Below are 12,757 nucleotides of genomic sequence, written 5' to 3' on the forward strand. Positions count from 1 at the left end.
ACAGAGTGAAAACTCACAGCTGCCCCTGATACCAGGAGAAATAATCGAACCGGAGGCTGAGCAGAATCAGCAGCAGGAAGATCGCCCCCATACCGGCCGGGAACAGCCAGTCTTTCTTCCGCACACGAATATTCCGGTAGAACGTCCGCTCCCGGGTGCCGGTAAATCCTTTCGATTCCATAGCTACAGCCGTCCTTTCCGCTTTGCGGATCGCCCCGGCCAGTAAAGGTACGGCAAAACGCCGGTAACGTTTCCACCTGCTTTCCCGACCCATGCCGCGCACCCTGTGAGCGGCACGGATCTGCCGGAATTCTGTCGTGAGCATCGGCAGGAACCGGTACCCCGCCATGATGCCGTAAGCCAGCTTCGGGGGAAGCCGGAGCTGCTGCATCAGACTTAGCAGGAATTCCACCATGTTTGTTGTGAAAATGAATAAAAGAGACATCGTTGCAAAGGCGAGGACACGGAAACTGAGAGATAACGCCACAAGCACATCCTCCCGCGGCACTTCCCACCAGATGAGACCGATCGTTTCAGCAGGGTTTTTCGGCGCGTCCGCAAAAGCGATCGTCGTCCACAGCATACCGATAGCGAATATAGTAAAAGGTATCAGATAGAACAGGTAGTATTTCCGGCGGAAATCACCGAACAGAAAAGTTACGGCAATCGTGCACAAGGTGAACAGCGCGGGAGTCACCGGATCAAACAGCAAAGCCAGTGCTACCACAAGTCCCAAAATAGTAAGAGCTTTCACACTCGGATTCAGATTATTGAGGTACATACATATCCCCCTTTATCAGCCTGTTCGTCCTTACACGAAAAGGTTCCTTAAGCTGAAAGGCGGCCAGATCTTCATTCCATAATTCATCCGGATCCCCCGTGAAGCCTATCTTTCTGTCCTTCATAACCACGACCCTGGTAGCATAGCGATCGACGAGATCCATATCGTGAGTAATCATTACGATCGTCGTACCCGCCCGGTGTTTTTCTTCGAGAAGATTCATAAGACGGCTGGTGGACTTTGCATCCTGTCCGAACGTAGGCTCATCCAGAAAAAGTATTTCCTGATTCTTCACGAGCATAGTCGCCACACTCAGCCGCCGCTTCTCCCCCTGACTCAGCGTGAAAGGATGAAACTCTTTTCGGTCCGTAAGTCCACACCACTCCAGCAGTTCCTCTATTTTCTCATCCTCCGCCCCGCTGTACGCCAGTTCCTCCCATACACTGTCCGTGAGAAACTGGTGTTCAGGGTTCTGGAAGACGTATCCTGCATGCTGAAACCAGTCTTTGTCCGGGAAGGGGCGGGTGATTCTTCCGGAGGAGACCGGATCGATGCCCGCAAGAAGCCGACACAGGGTGGTTTTTCCGCTTCCATTAGGTCCCGTAATCGCCGTAAAAGAACCTTCGGAAATCGTTACATTCACGTTGGAGAAGATAGATTTGTAACTGATTCCCGATGCCTGCATGAGGGAGGGACCGTTCTCCCTGTGGGGTGGTGCTTTCAAAGGAGCGGAAAGTCCGGGAGCAAGTCCGCGGGCCGTAAGCGGGTACGGCGGAGCGGTTCTTCCGGATTCCATCGCCACTCTTACAGCTCCAGGCACAGCTATCCCTTCTTCGTAAAGAGAACGGGCATAACGATCGACCCCCTGCTGCAGAGGGCCGTCGTAAAACAGACTGCCGTTTCTTCCAAGCATCAGCACCCGGTCTGTTATATCAATCCAAGGGTCAAGGTCGTGCTCAATAACGAAAATCGTTATATTTTTCAACTCTTTCAAAGAACGGAGCAGAGAAACAAATTCATCGGTAGCTACGGGGTCGAGATTCGCTGTCGGTTCATCCAGAACGATCACCGGAGGCTCCATAGCAAGTATGCAGGCGAGGGCCAGCTTCTGTTTCTCTCCCCCGGAAAGAGAAATGACCGCCGCTTCCTTCTTGTGGAGGAGTCCCACCTCCTCAAGAGCAGTCTCCACTCTCTTTTCCATCTTTTCAGAAGGAACACATATATTTTCAAGCCCGAACGCCACTTCATCCTCCACCGTAAGCATGCAGAACTGCGTTTCCGGGTCCTGAAATACAGTCCCTACTCTCCGGCTCATCGTCCCGGTGGCAGCATCTTTGACCGGCTTACCTTCAAACGTCACTTCTCCTTCCATTGTACCCTCGAGCTCTTTCGGATAAATTCCCGTCAGGCACCGGCTGAGCGTGCTTTTTCCCGAACCGCTTGCCCCGAGCAGAAGTACACATTCCTTTTCCCCGAGCGAGAACGTTACGTTCTGGAGAATCGGGGCATCCATATCATCGTACTGCAGGGACAAATTTTGTACATTCATCATGCAGCATGCTTCTTCCGTTTTTCTTTGCCGAGAGCAAATCCCGAAAGAACGCCGGTTTTCGCCAGAGCGTCACTCAGAGCTTTTCCGGCCACTCCCGCAAGAATCACTCCGCTGACAAGGCGCGTCACAAACATCAGCAGTACATACCCGCCGGCAAGTGCTGCGTACCCGGACTGGAAGTATCCCCAGACGAAGCTGAAGACGGCGGCCATCATTCCGGAGAACATAAGTGTCCCGAGGTTGTAGCGGCGATACCCGGTCATGGCGAACGCCGATTCCGCACCGAGACCCTGGATCATTCCGCTGATCAGAAGCATGGGACCTGCTGCGTTCCCGAGCAGTACTTCGACAGTAGCCGCAATGGTTTCGGAAAGAAAAGCGGCGCCGGGTTTCCGGATAATATAAGCAGCGATAATGGAAACGATAAACCAGATGCCGAAGATCAAGTCATAACCGATCGGGCCGAAGAAACCTGTCAGCACTTTTCCCACCGGGAGAAAAGCGAGGTAAACGACTGCGAATACGACGGAAAGTACCGACATGACAACGATTTCCTTCAGTTTCCAATTTTTCATTTATTTCCTCTTTCCTGGGATGGGCTGTTTGCAGACATCGCTACAGTCATTACGGTGTGGGAAGAACCACTTTTCTCTGTGTCGCTGAACACTTCTTCAAGACCTTTGAACATCGTATTCGTATCCCCTGACAGCTTAGTGGCATAGTGAGCTCCGGAGACCTCAATCCCACTTTCTTTCATACGTTCAATCCCCTTGTATATAACGTCCATATAATTTCCGCCACCCATCGGGTAAAGGGAGAATTTTGCGCCGGTGTACTGATCCAGATCCCACAGCCCGTTTTCCGGCTTTTCTTTATGCCCGGTATATTGGTCACCCTCGGAATCTCCCGGGCACCCGACAGAAAACGTTGCATTCAGGGCTGTGTGTACCCCTGTTTCGGCTACACGCAGGAACACTGCCCGCGTCACGTCAAATACGTGCTCGATATCCCCGCGTACCGTCGTCGTCACTTCATCCGTATTCATCCATACTTTTGAAGTATCGATTTTTTCCAGAGCTCCCTTGATCTTTTCCTTGAAGTCATCACTCATCGGGTGAACCGAAAAAGAGCATCCTGCAATTTTCACATTTTCCTGCTGCTGACTCATAAATAATTCCTCCTTTTAATAAAACAAAAAAGACTGCATCCGATTCGCGGGACGCAGTCTGTATCATTAAAAGAGTTTGCTGTTTTTATTCAGACTGCACTTCCCCACGCTGGTACTAACCAGATCGGGTCCAAAGGGTCAGAATTCAATTCTTCTCAGCCGTGAGCCGGCTCCCCCAGTGCATGAAACGATATGCAGTTTTTTGTTGTTTGAATTTATCATAAAGCATGCAGAAAATTTTGTAAACCGTCGTTTTCCGCTCGATATTTACGTTTACACCCTTTTCAGAGCTTCCATTACGGGAGATTCGCCCTTCGTAACCTGAAACTCCTTGTTAACAAGATGAGGGCTGTTCAACGTCTCCACTATAACTTTCGCGACATCTTCCCGCGGGACTTCGTCGCGCGGAATTTCTCCGCCTGCGTTCACTTTCCCCGTACCTTCGTCATTGGTAAGGCGGCCCGGGTGGATGATGGTATACTCCAGACCGGAAGAGCGGAGCCATTCGTCCGCGTAAAACTTACAGGCCGCATACGGACGGAAGTCTTCGCTTCCCCAGCTGCCGCGTCTCGTATCGAAAGAGCTGATAAGAGCAAAACGGCTTACGCCTTTCTGTTTCGCTGCTTCCATCATTTTCACGGCTCCGTCCAGATCTATCATGATGGTTTTATCCTTCCCGGTATGAGGTCCGGACCCGGCAGCAAACACGACGGCATCCACGTCATCCATCAATGCGGCAAGCACATCGATTTCATCTTCCAGATCCGCAACAGCCACTCCTGCACCCAGGTTTTCAAAAAAGGATGCCTGTGTTTTATCGCGGATCATCGCTTTAGCTTCGAACTGTTCACTTTCTTGAAGCAGACGGACGAGATGTTTTCCTATCTGACCGTTCGCTCCGGCAACAAGAACTTTTTTCATATAATCCCGCCTTTCTAGTTACTTACAACAGGTGACTCCCTTACATAGTCGTTTGTTTCTGCCAAGTCTGCGAGAAATTGGGCTACGCTCGCACGCGACACACTCATTCCTACTTCATGTTTTCCTAAATAACCGATTTTAAGCGGCTTCTCCGCTTTGTCCGTAAGGAAGCCGGCACGTACCAGTGTCCAGCCCAGATCCGTACTCCGGATAGCTGTGGCCATACGTTCAATTTCACGCTGATTGTTGGCAAAGCCGAGGCGCAGTGCGGAAGCGACCGCATTTCGGCGGTAGTCTTTCTCGTCATTCGGGTCCTTGACGATGCCCGTCGTAATACCGACAAACCGTTTTGTTCCTGTTTCTCCCATCGTTTCTACGATGTTGATGACTCCTTCACTGAGCCTCTGCCTTTTAACGCGCCCGGAAGGACCTAGAAGGCTGATGACGGCGTCCATTCCGTCTACCGTTTCTTTGATTTTCTCCCGTTCATCCAGTGTACCTTCGATTATCGCTAGCCGGTCGTGCTCCATCGGATACAACTTTTCCGGACTTCTGGCATAGGCGTACACTTCGTGACCGCGACCGAGCAGCTTATCTATCAGCCGGAGACCGGTGGAGCCCGTACCTCCAAATACCGCTATTTTCACTGATACCTCTCCTTTCTCCTTACATACTGTACCTCTTTCATTTTCCCAAATTACCATCTCCGAAACAACTAATAGCTTATGTGGGATAAAGCCTTTACATTTGGGGTATTATCCCTGTAACATTAAAAAGTGAATAACCACTCATCACTACGTCTTATACCTACCAAGGAGGAAATCACGTGGCAACTAAGAAGAAAAAGTATAAGTTTATGAACACGACCTTCTGGTCTTCTTTCCTCATCATTTTAGCCTTTACTATCTGGGGAGGATTGGCACCGGATACGTTAGCAACCCAGGCAGACACAGTGTACAGCTTTATAGCTAACACGTTTGGCTGGTTCTACCTTATCTTCGTATTTGCTCTCATCATTTTCAACTTCTACCTTGCTTTCAGTAAGTATGGAAGCATCCGTCTCGGCGGTGACGAGACACGGCCGAAATACCCTTTCTACACCTGGATTGCCATGCTGTTCAGTGCCGGGTTCGGTGTCAGTATCGTTTTCTGGGGGGTGGCCGAACCGATGACGCACTTCGGCACTCCCCCGCCGTTTGAACCCGGAGTGGAAGCGGGCACAGCGGAGGCTGCCCGTATCGCCATGTGGAACGCTTTCTTCAACAACGGTATCCACCAGTGGGCTTCATTTACCTTCGTCGGTCTTGCCATCTCCTATTTCATTTACCGTCAGGAAGAGCGGAGCCTTATAAGTGATACTCTGAATCCCGTCATAGGAGAAACCGGCAAGAAACCTCTGCGACGCAGTATCGATACCATTGCGGTCATCGCTACCGTTATGGGGGTTGCTACCACTCTCGGTCTCAGTGTCCTGCAGATAAACAGCGGACTCGGAGCAACGTTCGGTGTCGAGTCCGGACAGACGACGCAGATTTTGATCGTACTTGCCATGTTCATATTTTTCATGGTCTCCACGTTCTCCGGTCTTGACCGGGGTATCAAATACTTAAGTAACATCAACCTCGGCCTCGCCCTTTTACTCATGGTCGTCGTTTTGTTCATAGGTCCGACAGGCTTCATACTTAACACTATTACTACAGGGTTAGGAGATTACCTGCAAAACTTCTTTCAGGCGAGTCTTCGCCTCGGACATTATAGTGAAAGTACGTGGGTGCAGGAGTGGCCCGTCTACTACTGGGCATGGACCATCGCCTGGGCACCGTTTGTCGGAATGTTCGTAGCCCGTATTTCCAAAGGGCGTACTGTCCGTGAGTTCGTACTTGGAGTTATGGTCACGCCGCCATTTCTCGGAATCATATGGATTGGAATATTCGGCGGGACAGCCATCCACTCCGATCTGTTCAACGGCACACAGATTGCCGCAGCCGTGGCGGAGAACGAAGCGACCGCTCTCTTCTCCCTGTTTGAGCAGCTGCCGCTCGGAAGTATTCTTTCGTTCCTTTCCATCTGTTTACTGTTCACCTTCCTGGTCACCTCTGCCGACTCGGCTACCTTCGTACTCGGTATGATGACGACACAGGGGGACAGAGACCCTTCTGTAGTAATCAAAGGAATATGGGGGACGATGATAGCTCTGTTAGCTATCGTACTGATCATCAGTGCCGGTCTGAATGGATTGCAGACAGCTTCTCTGATTGGAGCGCTGCCATTCTCGATTGTCCTCTTCGTAGTCGCCGTCTCGCTGCTGATGACTATCAGAAGTGACTACAGGGAGACCAGCGAACGCAAGGATATAGCGAAACACCGTAAAATCGCCGAACATATTGAAGAAGAAGAGAATGGCGATTCATGAACAGCTGACACGTAATATAATTAAAGCTCTGCCAATCATTGCGAAATTGGCAGAGCTCTTTTTCTTCGTTCATGGAGACCATCTTTCTTCAAAACCGTTCTGTTCCGAATACTCGTACAGTAACTTCAATTTCTCCGGCCGATAGTTGTATAGACTGCGGTCTTCATAAAGGAGCACGGGTTCCGCTTTTAAGTATTCATTCCGTTCTAAAATACGCTCTAAATAATTATAATCGGGCAATTTATCACTTTTATTCAGGTTGCAGCTCTTGCATGATAACACGAGATTCCATATATTATCCGACTGGATGAAAGACCAGGGGATAAAGTGATCAACGTGAGTCTGTTTTTGGGAAAGGTGTAAAGATTTCCCGCAATAAAAGCAGCTATTTTCAAATCGTGACAACAGAATCTCTCTATAAGGATGGAGCGACTCCCGCTGCGCCACACTTTCCACTTTTTCCAACAGAAACTCACGGATTACAGGATTATACTGCTCTATCATTTTTGCCAGATGATAATTTAAGAGATCAGTGACAAGCCGCTGATATTTCAACAGAAACAAATGCGAATCCGGATGGAACTGAAAGTATTGAGATTGTTTTCGTCTGTCGAAACCGTACAACTTTCCTTCAAAATCACTGTATAAAGCTCCAAAGACATATTTCTTCATAATTGGCTTCGCACACTCCAGGACGTAAACCTGATCTCCTGCCTGCAGCTGGTCAAAACTCAAATCTATCGGTAACTGCCGTTCTTCACGGGCCCTCAGAACAGCAGCCGCCACCCCTGAATTTTGCGACCCCTGTTTCAGTCCGTGCCTGACCACCAGGTTCCAGTACGTTTTTACAAAAGAATACCCGATCTGTTCATACGTCAACTGCAGCCGGGAATCAGCGTTATATAAATTCTCAATCAATGCTTTCAGAAGACCGAACTTATACGTCTGGGTCTTTTTACTTTTGTAAAAAAACATTGTGAACTGATACCAAATTTCGTCTTCCTCGAGAGAATGACTGTTTACTCTCCCGTGACCCGACTTCCAGCTCATTCCAGCTCACTCTCCTTTTCTGAAGCACCGGAATCTTTTCCTTTCATTTCATGAAGCATCGCTATCAGGCGCTCCACATCCTGGTCACTCAAATCATTGAAATGATCGAGCTGCTTCTGGATAAACTCCACTTTCTCGTCTTTTTTTACTCCGTCTGTCAGAAAGAAAGTGGTGATGGAACTGGTGATCATCCCGATGAGACCGATTCCGACAAGCATGAGGACGATGGCGACCATTCGCCCTATCCCCGTCTCCGGAGAGATGTCGCCGTACCCTACTGTGGTGGTAGTGACGACCGACCACCATACGCCGTCCATGTAAGTGGTGATTGTGGGTTCGAATTCCTTGACCACGATTGCCGCTCCAAAAACAAGGATAAATGAGACACTCAGCACGAGATCCAGTCCGTTCGTTTTAATGATAGAGAACAGAGTGCCGAGGTATTTCCGTGAGACGGCGAAAAAGCGCAGAACGCGGAACAATCGTACAATCCTTGCTGTCTGGAAAATAGCGTCGAGAGGAAGGGCCGCAATGATATCAATAGGGTTCTTTTTTATGTATTGCCACTTTTTTTCTGCTGCTATAAATCTTATGAGGACGTCCGTGAAGAAGATGATCCAGACGTACCGGTTGATAGCCAGAAGTACCGGATTCTCCGTCCATATGAATAATACGGAAGCCAAAGCGAGGAATACGAGCGTAATTTCATACCCGATAATCCAGTTCTTTTTCGTTTTTGCTTTCATATTATCCCTCACCACCTATCGTAGAAGTCCTGTTCAGTCTACCCATTGCAGCAGTTCAATCCTGTTGCCGAACGGATCCTGTATATAACAGCGCTCTGCTCCCGGGAGCCTGTCATCCTTCTTCACTGCCACACCCCGGTCCTCAAGTGTGTCCACTGCTTCCTGCAGGTCATCCACTTCAAACGCCGGGTGGGCTTTCCGGGCGGGAGTGAACGGTTCTTCTATACCGATGTGCAGCTGCTGGACGCCGAGACTGAACCAGACGCCCCCGTTTTTCCGAAGACTATCCGGTTTCCCCACCTCTTCCATGCCGAGTATATCTCCGAAGAATTCCCGCGCTTTCTCTTCCCCGCCTTCCGGTGCTGCAAGTTGGATGTGATCGATTCGTTTCAACATATCTTTTCCTCCCTTTCGGCTCAGTTACTCTCATTTATTTTTAATATTATCATACATACGGATAACGTTTTGTATGGTAAAACGATTTTCTTCCGTCCGACGTCCCCGGCCCCCGGATAAGTACAGACCAACGGATCATCCCTCTTTTTTGGCCAAACAGATTACGTGCGTTTGCTCTTCTGTTCTTATAAACTATGGTACATTCCTGGCTGATCGGCCTATATGTTTTGAAATCGAGAAAAACGGATATTGCCATTTAAGTATGGTGACACTAATCTTTCACCTAAGGAGTGAATAACGATATGCTATTCAGAGAATATGACTTTTTGAACCAGAACGTTAAGAACCGGTTTGTCGTCGCACCGATGACACGCGTCAGTGCAGAAGAGGACGGAAAGCCGAATGATACGATGAAAGACTATTACACCCGATTCGCCAAAGGCGGGTTCGGCACGATTGTGACGGAAGGGATCTATCCCGATCAAAGCTTCAGTCAGGGGTACAGCCACCAGCCCGGTCTGGCCACAGCTATCCATGCCGACGGCTGGAAGCCGATTGTGGATGCTGTTCATGAAGAAGGTACGGCTATTATTGCGCAGTTAATGCATGCCGGAGCGCAGATGCAGGCGAACAGATACTCCGATGAATCTATCGCACCTTCTGCCGTGCAGCCTAAGGGAGAACAGCTCAGCTTTTACGGTGGTTCCGGCCCTTTCCCGGTACCGCGCGCTATGGATGATCACGATTTCAGAGAAGTGAAAGAAAGTTTTGTTCACAGTGCCCTTCGCGCTAAAGAAGCGGGATTCGACGGTGTGGAACTGCACGGAGCGAACGGTTATCTTCTCGACCAGTTCCTCACGGATTACTTTAACCTCCGTAACGATGAATACGGCGGCTCGCCCGAAAACAGAGTTAAATTCGTTCTTGAAGTGATTGAAGAAGTCCGTGCTGCCGTCGGTGAAGACTACCCTGTAGGTATCCGTATTTCGCAGGCGAAAGCAGCCGACGGAGAACACAAGTGGGCAGGGGGTGAAGAAGAGGCACGCACAATTTTCGAAGCTCTCGGTAATGCGCCTCTCGACTTTGTTCACACTACAGACCCTGATGCTGCAGCGTCTTCTTTCGGAGAAAATACGAAAACGCTGGCTGAAGCAGCAAAACTGTTCAGCGGCCTGCCGGTCATCGCCAACGGTAAACTTACCGATCCGGTGAAAGCGGCCCAGCTTCTGAAAGAAGGACAGGCGGACCTTATTGCAGTAGGAACCGGAGCTCTCGCCAACCCGGATCTTCCAAATCTGATAGACAAAGGGGAAGATTTAAGAGAGTTCGATTTCAAAGAAATCATGCTTCCTCAGGCGAACATTAAAGACCATGAGCTGAACCAGAATATCTTCAACGGATAATTTTCATGAAAACGGCCCCGGTGCGGGTCGTTTTCTTTTTTCTGCCGTATGTTTTTTCTGGTAGGATAAATGTAGAAAGGAAGAGATCAATGCCAGGTATATTCGTAACAGGAACCCATTCAAATGTAGGAAAAACTTCATTCATCACTGCACTCGTAGCGTCCCTCAGGGAAAAGGGGATCGATGCTGTTCCGTACAAACCCGTACAGTGCGGAGCGACAGAGGCCGGAACCTCCCCGGACGCTGACAGATACCGGGAGGTCTATGAACCCGGGCTCGGGGATGTATTGTGTACATATCTGTTCAAGTCGAAAGTGTCCCCCCATCTCGCCGCTTCCCTTGAAGGTACGCTCATCGAACCCGACCGTATCCTTCGCGACTTCTCCTACCTGGAGAAAATGCATGAGCTCGTCATCGTGGAAGGCTCCGGGGGAATTGCCGTTCCGTTGATTGACGAACAGTACGGGACGCCTGAACTGATGAACGACCTAGGGCTGCCGGGGCTTCTGATTGCGGATGCCGATATCGGGACTCTTAACCAGACGACGATAACAGCTTCTTACGCCCGCGGGAAGAACGTGGATCTCCGGGGGATCGTGCTTAACCGCTACCCCGAATTTCCGTCCATCGGCATTCGTCATAACCCCGAGATGCTTGAACGAACAACCGGACTCCCGGTACTCGGAAAAGTTCCGGAAACCGAAGAGCCGGACCTGTCCCTGTACCGCACCATCTATTCGGATTTCCTTGAAACACTCAAATACTGAACCCGAAGGAGAGAGCTATCATGAAAGAAGAATTGCTGCAGCGCTTTATCAGTTACGTAAAGATAGATACCCAATCGGATGAAGCATCGGAAACTACACCTTCCACAGACAAGCAGTGGGAGCTTGCGAACAAATTGGCGGAAGAACTGGAAACAATCGGTATGAGTGAAGTTTCCATCGATGAGAAAGCCTACGTCATGGCCACCCTGCCTTCAAATACTGATAAAGATCTGCCTGTCATCGGCTTCCTTGCGCACATCGATACAGCAACGGACTTTACCGGGAGCGGTGTCTCCCCAAAGGTTTGGAAGAATTATGACGGAGGAGAGCTGAGTCTGAATGACGATACCGTCCTCTCCCCCGATGATTTTCCTTCCCTGCACAAATACGCAGGACATACGCTTGTCACGACAGATGGTACCACACTGCTCGGAGCCGACAACAAAGCAGGGGTGACCGAGATCATGACGGCGATGAACTTTTTGCTCCATAACCCGGAAGTCCCTCATGGAAAAATACGGGTCGCCTTTACGCCCGATGAAGAAATAGGAAAGGGCCCTCACCACTTCGACGTCGAACGCTTCGGTGCCGACTTCGCCTATACGATAGACGGAGGGGAACTCGGGGAACTTGAATACGAAAGCTTCAACGCAGCTTCTGCCACTATCCAGTTCCAGGGGCGCAACGTCCATCCGGGATCGGCGAAAAACAAAATGATTCATGCTTCAAAAATGGCGATGACGTTCGCGTCCTCCCTGCCCGCTTTCGAAGCACCGGAATATACGGAAGAGAAGGAAGGTTTCTTTCACCTGCTCGGCATGGAAGGCGATGTGGAACACGCCGTTCTCTCCTATATTATTCGTGACCACGATAACGAAAAATTTGAAGCGAAAAAGAACTACATGCAAAAAACAGTGGAAGAATTTCGCCGCCTGTATGGCGAGTCCGCCATTTTGCTTTACATGGAAGATCAGTACTACAACATGCGCGAAAAGATTGAACCCGTCTTCGAAATCGTGGACGCGGCGGAACAGGCCATGATAAACAAAGGCATCCGGCCGCTCATACGCCCGGTCCGCGGGGGAACAGACGGGTCTCAGCTCTCTTTCATGGGGCTCCCGACGCCTAATATTTTCACCGGCGGCGAAAATTACCACGGTAAATACGAGTACATTTCACTCGACAACATGGAGAAAGCCACTGAAACGATCATCGAACTCTCCCGTCTGTTCGCCACAGAAAATAAGTTTAACATCCGGAAGAAAAAGGAATCGTGAGAATAGGAATCTTCTTAAAGGTGGTGACATGATGGGTGAAAAAAATAAAGACCACAACGTTGATAACAACAGGAAAATGATAAACGAAGAAGAACGTACGGACCTTGCCGAGAAATTTAAAGAAGAAGAATTGACGGACGATATTCCTATGGAAGCGCTCGAACTCGATGAAAAAGGTAACAGAAAGAAAAAAGAGTTCATGAAAGATTCTCAGAGCGAGAAGAAATATCGGAAAGACCGTGACAATCAGGACTGATAAAAGCTGATGCCCTCCTAAATGATG

The 12,757-nt window shown here is 49.5% G+C and carries 14 protein-coding genes and 1 riboswitch; of the genes, 5 read left to right on the forward strand and 9 right to left on the reverse strand.

The genetic code is table 11. From position 1 onward, the window contains the following. Nucleotides 1-13: 13 nt before the first annotated feature. The 6 genes from BLU03_RS07705 to BLU03_RS07730 form a co-directional block, all read right to left on the reverse strand. Nucleotides 14-781: an energy-coupling factor transporter transmembrane component T family protein gene (locus BLU03_RS07705; RefSeq protein ID WP_084193918.1), complete on the reverse strand. Its 768-nt coding sequence runs from the start codon at nt 779-781 to the stop codon at nt 14-16. Then, nucleotides 768-2,333 carry an ABC transporter ATP-binding protein gene (locus BLU03_RS07710; protein WP_093106883.1) on the reverse strand — a complete coding sequence of 522 codons (1,566 nt, stop codon included), beginning with the start codon at nt 2,331-2,333 and terminating at the stop codon, nt 768-770. The genes BLU03_RS07705 and BLU03_RS07710 overlap by 14 nt, the downstream gene beginning before the upstream one ends. Next, nucleotides 2,330-2,908: an ECF transporter S component gene (locus tag BLU03_RS07715; RefSeq protein ID WP_093106886.1), complete on the reverse strand. Its 579-nt coding sequence runs from the start codon at nt 2,906-2,908 to the stop codon at nt 2,330-2,332. The genes BLU03_RS07710 and BLU03_RS07715 overlap by 4 nt, the downstream gene beginning before the upstream one ends. After that, entirely contained in the window at nt 2,905-3,501 is a 597-nt protein-coding gene (locus tag BLU03_RS07720) for a YkoF family thiamine/hydroxymethylpyrimidine-binding protein (RefSeq protein ID WP_093106888.1), read from the reverse strand. The genes BLU03_RS07715 and BLU03_RS07720 overlap by 4 nt, the downstream gene beginning before the upstream one ends. An 84-nt stretch (nt 3,502-3,585) precedes the next feature. After that, nucleotides 3,586-3,688, reverse strand: a riboswitch (TPP riboswitch). An 86-nt stretch (nt 3,689-3,774) separates the two neighbouring features. Next, complete coding sequence (locus BLU03_RS07725) at nt 3,775-4,422, reverse strand: SDR family oxidoreductase (RefSeq protein WP_093106891.1); 648 nt, start codon at nt 4,420-4,422, stop codon at nt 3,775-3,777. A gap of 14 nt (nt 4,423-4,436) precedes the next feature. Beyond that, nucleotides 4,437-5,069 carry an NAD(P)-dependent oxidoreductase gene (locus BLU03_RS07730; protein WP_076572160.1) on the reverse strand — a complete coding sequence of 211 codons (633 nt, stop codon included), beginning with the start codon at nt 5,067-5,069 and terminating at the stop codon, nt 4,437-4,439. A 179-nt stretch (nt 5,070-5,248) separates the two neighbouring features. Between BLU03_RS07730 and BLU03_RS07735 the strand changes: the two genes are divergently transcribed. Further along, complete coding sequence (locus BLU03_RS07735) at nt 5,249-6,835, forward strand: BCCT family transporter (RefSeq protein ID WP_093106893.1); 1,587 nt, start codon at nt 5,249-5,251, stop codon at nt 6,833-6,835. A 69-nt stretch (nt 6,836-6,904) separates the two neighbouring features. Here the strand turns inward: BLU03_RS07735 and BLU03_RS07740 are convergent, their stop codons facing one another. Genes BLU03_RS07740 through BLU03_RS07750 form a run of 3 tightly spaced genes read right to left on the reverse strand, consistent with a single transcriptional unit; the run spans nt 6,905 to nt 9,027 of the window. Next, on the reverse strand, nt 6,905-7,885 hold the full coding sequence (locus tag BLU03_RS07740; RefSeq protein ID WP_093106896.1) for an HNH endonuclease signature motif containing protein: 981 nt from the start codon (nt 7,883-7,885) through the stop codon (nt 6,905-6,907). Beyond that, nucleotides 7,882-8,631 (reverse strand): potassium channel family protein, encoded by a 750-nt coding sequence (locus BLU03_RS07745; RefSeq protein ID WP_093106899.1) that lies wholly within the window; start codon nt 8,629-8,631, stop codon nt 7,882-7,884. The genes BLU03_RS07740 and BLU03_RS07745 overlap by 4 nt, the downstream gene beginning before the upstream one ends. Nucleotides 8,632-8,664: 33 nt before the next feature. Continuing rightward, entirely contained in the window at nt 8,665-9,027 is a 363-nt protein-coding gene (locus BLU03_RS07750; protein ID WP_093106901.1) for a VOC family protein, read from the reverse strand. 302 nt (nt 9,028-9,329) lie between these two features. Here BLU03_RS07750 and BLU03_RS07755 point away from each other — a divergent pair, with 302 nt between their 5' ends. The 4 genes from BLU03_RS07755 to BLU03_RS07770 all read left to right on the forward strand — a co-directional run bounded on the left by BLU03_RS07755 (nt 9,330) and on the right by BLU03_RS07770 (nt 12,730). Further along, nucleotides 9,330-10,430, forward strand: coding sequence for an oxidoreductase (locus tag BLU03_RS07755; protein ID WP_093106904.1), 1,101 nt, complete (start codon nt 9,330-9,332; stop codon nt 10,428-10,430). Between the two features lie 89 nt (nt 10,431-10,519). Then, nucleotides 10,520-11,197, forward strand: coding sequence for a dethiobiotin synthase (gene bioD / locus BLU03_RS07760; protein ID WP_176765438.1), 678 nt, complete (start codon nt 10,520-10,522; stop codon nt 11,195-11,197). A gap of 20 nt (nt 11,198-11,217) precedes the next feature. Beyond that, complete coding sequence (gene pepT, locus BLU03_RS07765; RefSeq protein ID WP_093106909.1) at nt 11,218-12,474, forward strand: peptidase T; 1,257 nt, start codon at nt 11,218-11,220, stop codon at nt 12,472-12,474. Nucleotides 12,475-12,505: 31 nt separating this feature from the next. Then, entirely contained in the window at nt 12,506-12,730 is a 225-nt protein-coding gene (locus tag BLU03_RS07770) for a hypothetical protein (protein WP_008589030.1), read from the forward strand. Nucleotides 12,731-12,757 lie beyond the last annotated feature (27 nt).

The organism is Salimicrobium album, from assembly GCF_900107115.1.
GTDB classification, from domain to species: domain Bacteria; phylum Bacillota; class Bacilli; order Bacillales; family Halobacillaceae; genus Salimicrobium; species Salimicrobium album.

Excerpts from the sequence above, each read along its gene's own strand:
- BLU03_RS07740 (WP_093106896.1), bottom strand. The coding sequence starts at position 7,885 with ATGAGCTGGAAGTCGGGTCACGGGAGAGTAAACAGTCATTCTCTCGAG.
- BLU03_RS07720 (WP_093106888.1), bottom strand. The coding sequence starts at position 3,501 with ATGAGTCAGCAGCAGGAAAATGTGAAAATTGCAGGATGCTCTTTTTCG.
- BLU03_RS07745 (WP_093106899.1), bottom strand. The coding sequence starts at position 8,631 with ATGAAAGCAAAAACGAAAAAGAACTGGATTATCGGGTATGAAATTACG.
- BLU03_RS07710 (WP_093106883.1), bottom strand. The coding sequence starts at position 2,333 with ATGATGAATGTACAAAATTTGTCCCTGCAGTACGATGATATGGATGCC.
- BLU03_RS07715 (WP_093106886.1), bottom strand. The coding sequence starts at position 2,908 with ATGAAAAATTGGAAACTGAAGGAAATCGTTGTCATGTCGGTACTTTCC.
- BLU03_RS07725 (WP_093106891.1), bottom strand. The coding sequence starts at position 4,422 with ATGAAAAAAGTTCTTGTTGCCGGAGCGAACGGTCAGATAGGAAAACAT.
- bioD (WP_176765438.1), top strand. The coding sequence starts at position 10,520 with ATGCCAGGTATATTCGTAACAGGAACCCATTCAAATGTAGGAAAAACT.
- BLU03_RS07770 (WP_008589030.1), top strand. The coding sequence starts at position 12,506 with ATGGGTGAAAAAAATAAAGACCACAACGTTGATAACAACAGGAAAATG.
- BLU03_RS07750 (WP_093106901.1), bottom strand. The coding sequence starts at position 9,027 with ATGTTGAAACGAATCGATCACATCCAACTTGCAGCACCGGAAGGCGGG.
- BLU03_RS07755 (WP_093106904.1), top strand. The coding sequence starts at position 9,330 with ATGCTATTCAGAGAATATGACTTTTTGAACCAGAACGTTAAGAACCGG.
- pepT (WP_093106909.1), top strand. The coding sequence starts at position 11,218 with ATGAAAGAAGAATTGCTGCAGCGCTTTATCAGTTACGTAAAGATAGAT.
- BLU03_RS07705 (WP_084193918.1), bottom strand. The coding sequence starts at position 781 with ATGTACCTCAATAATCTGAATCCGAGTGTGAAAGCTCTTACTATTTTG.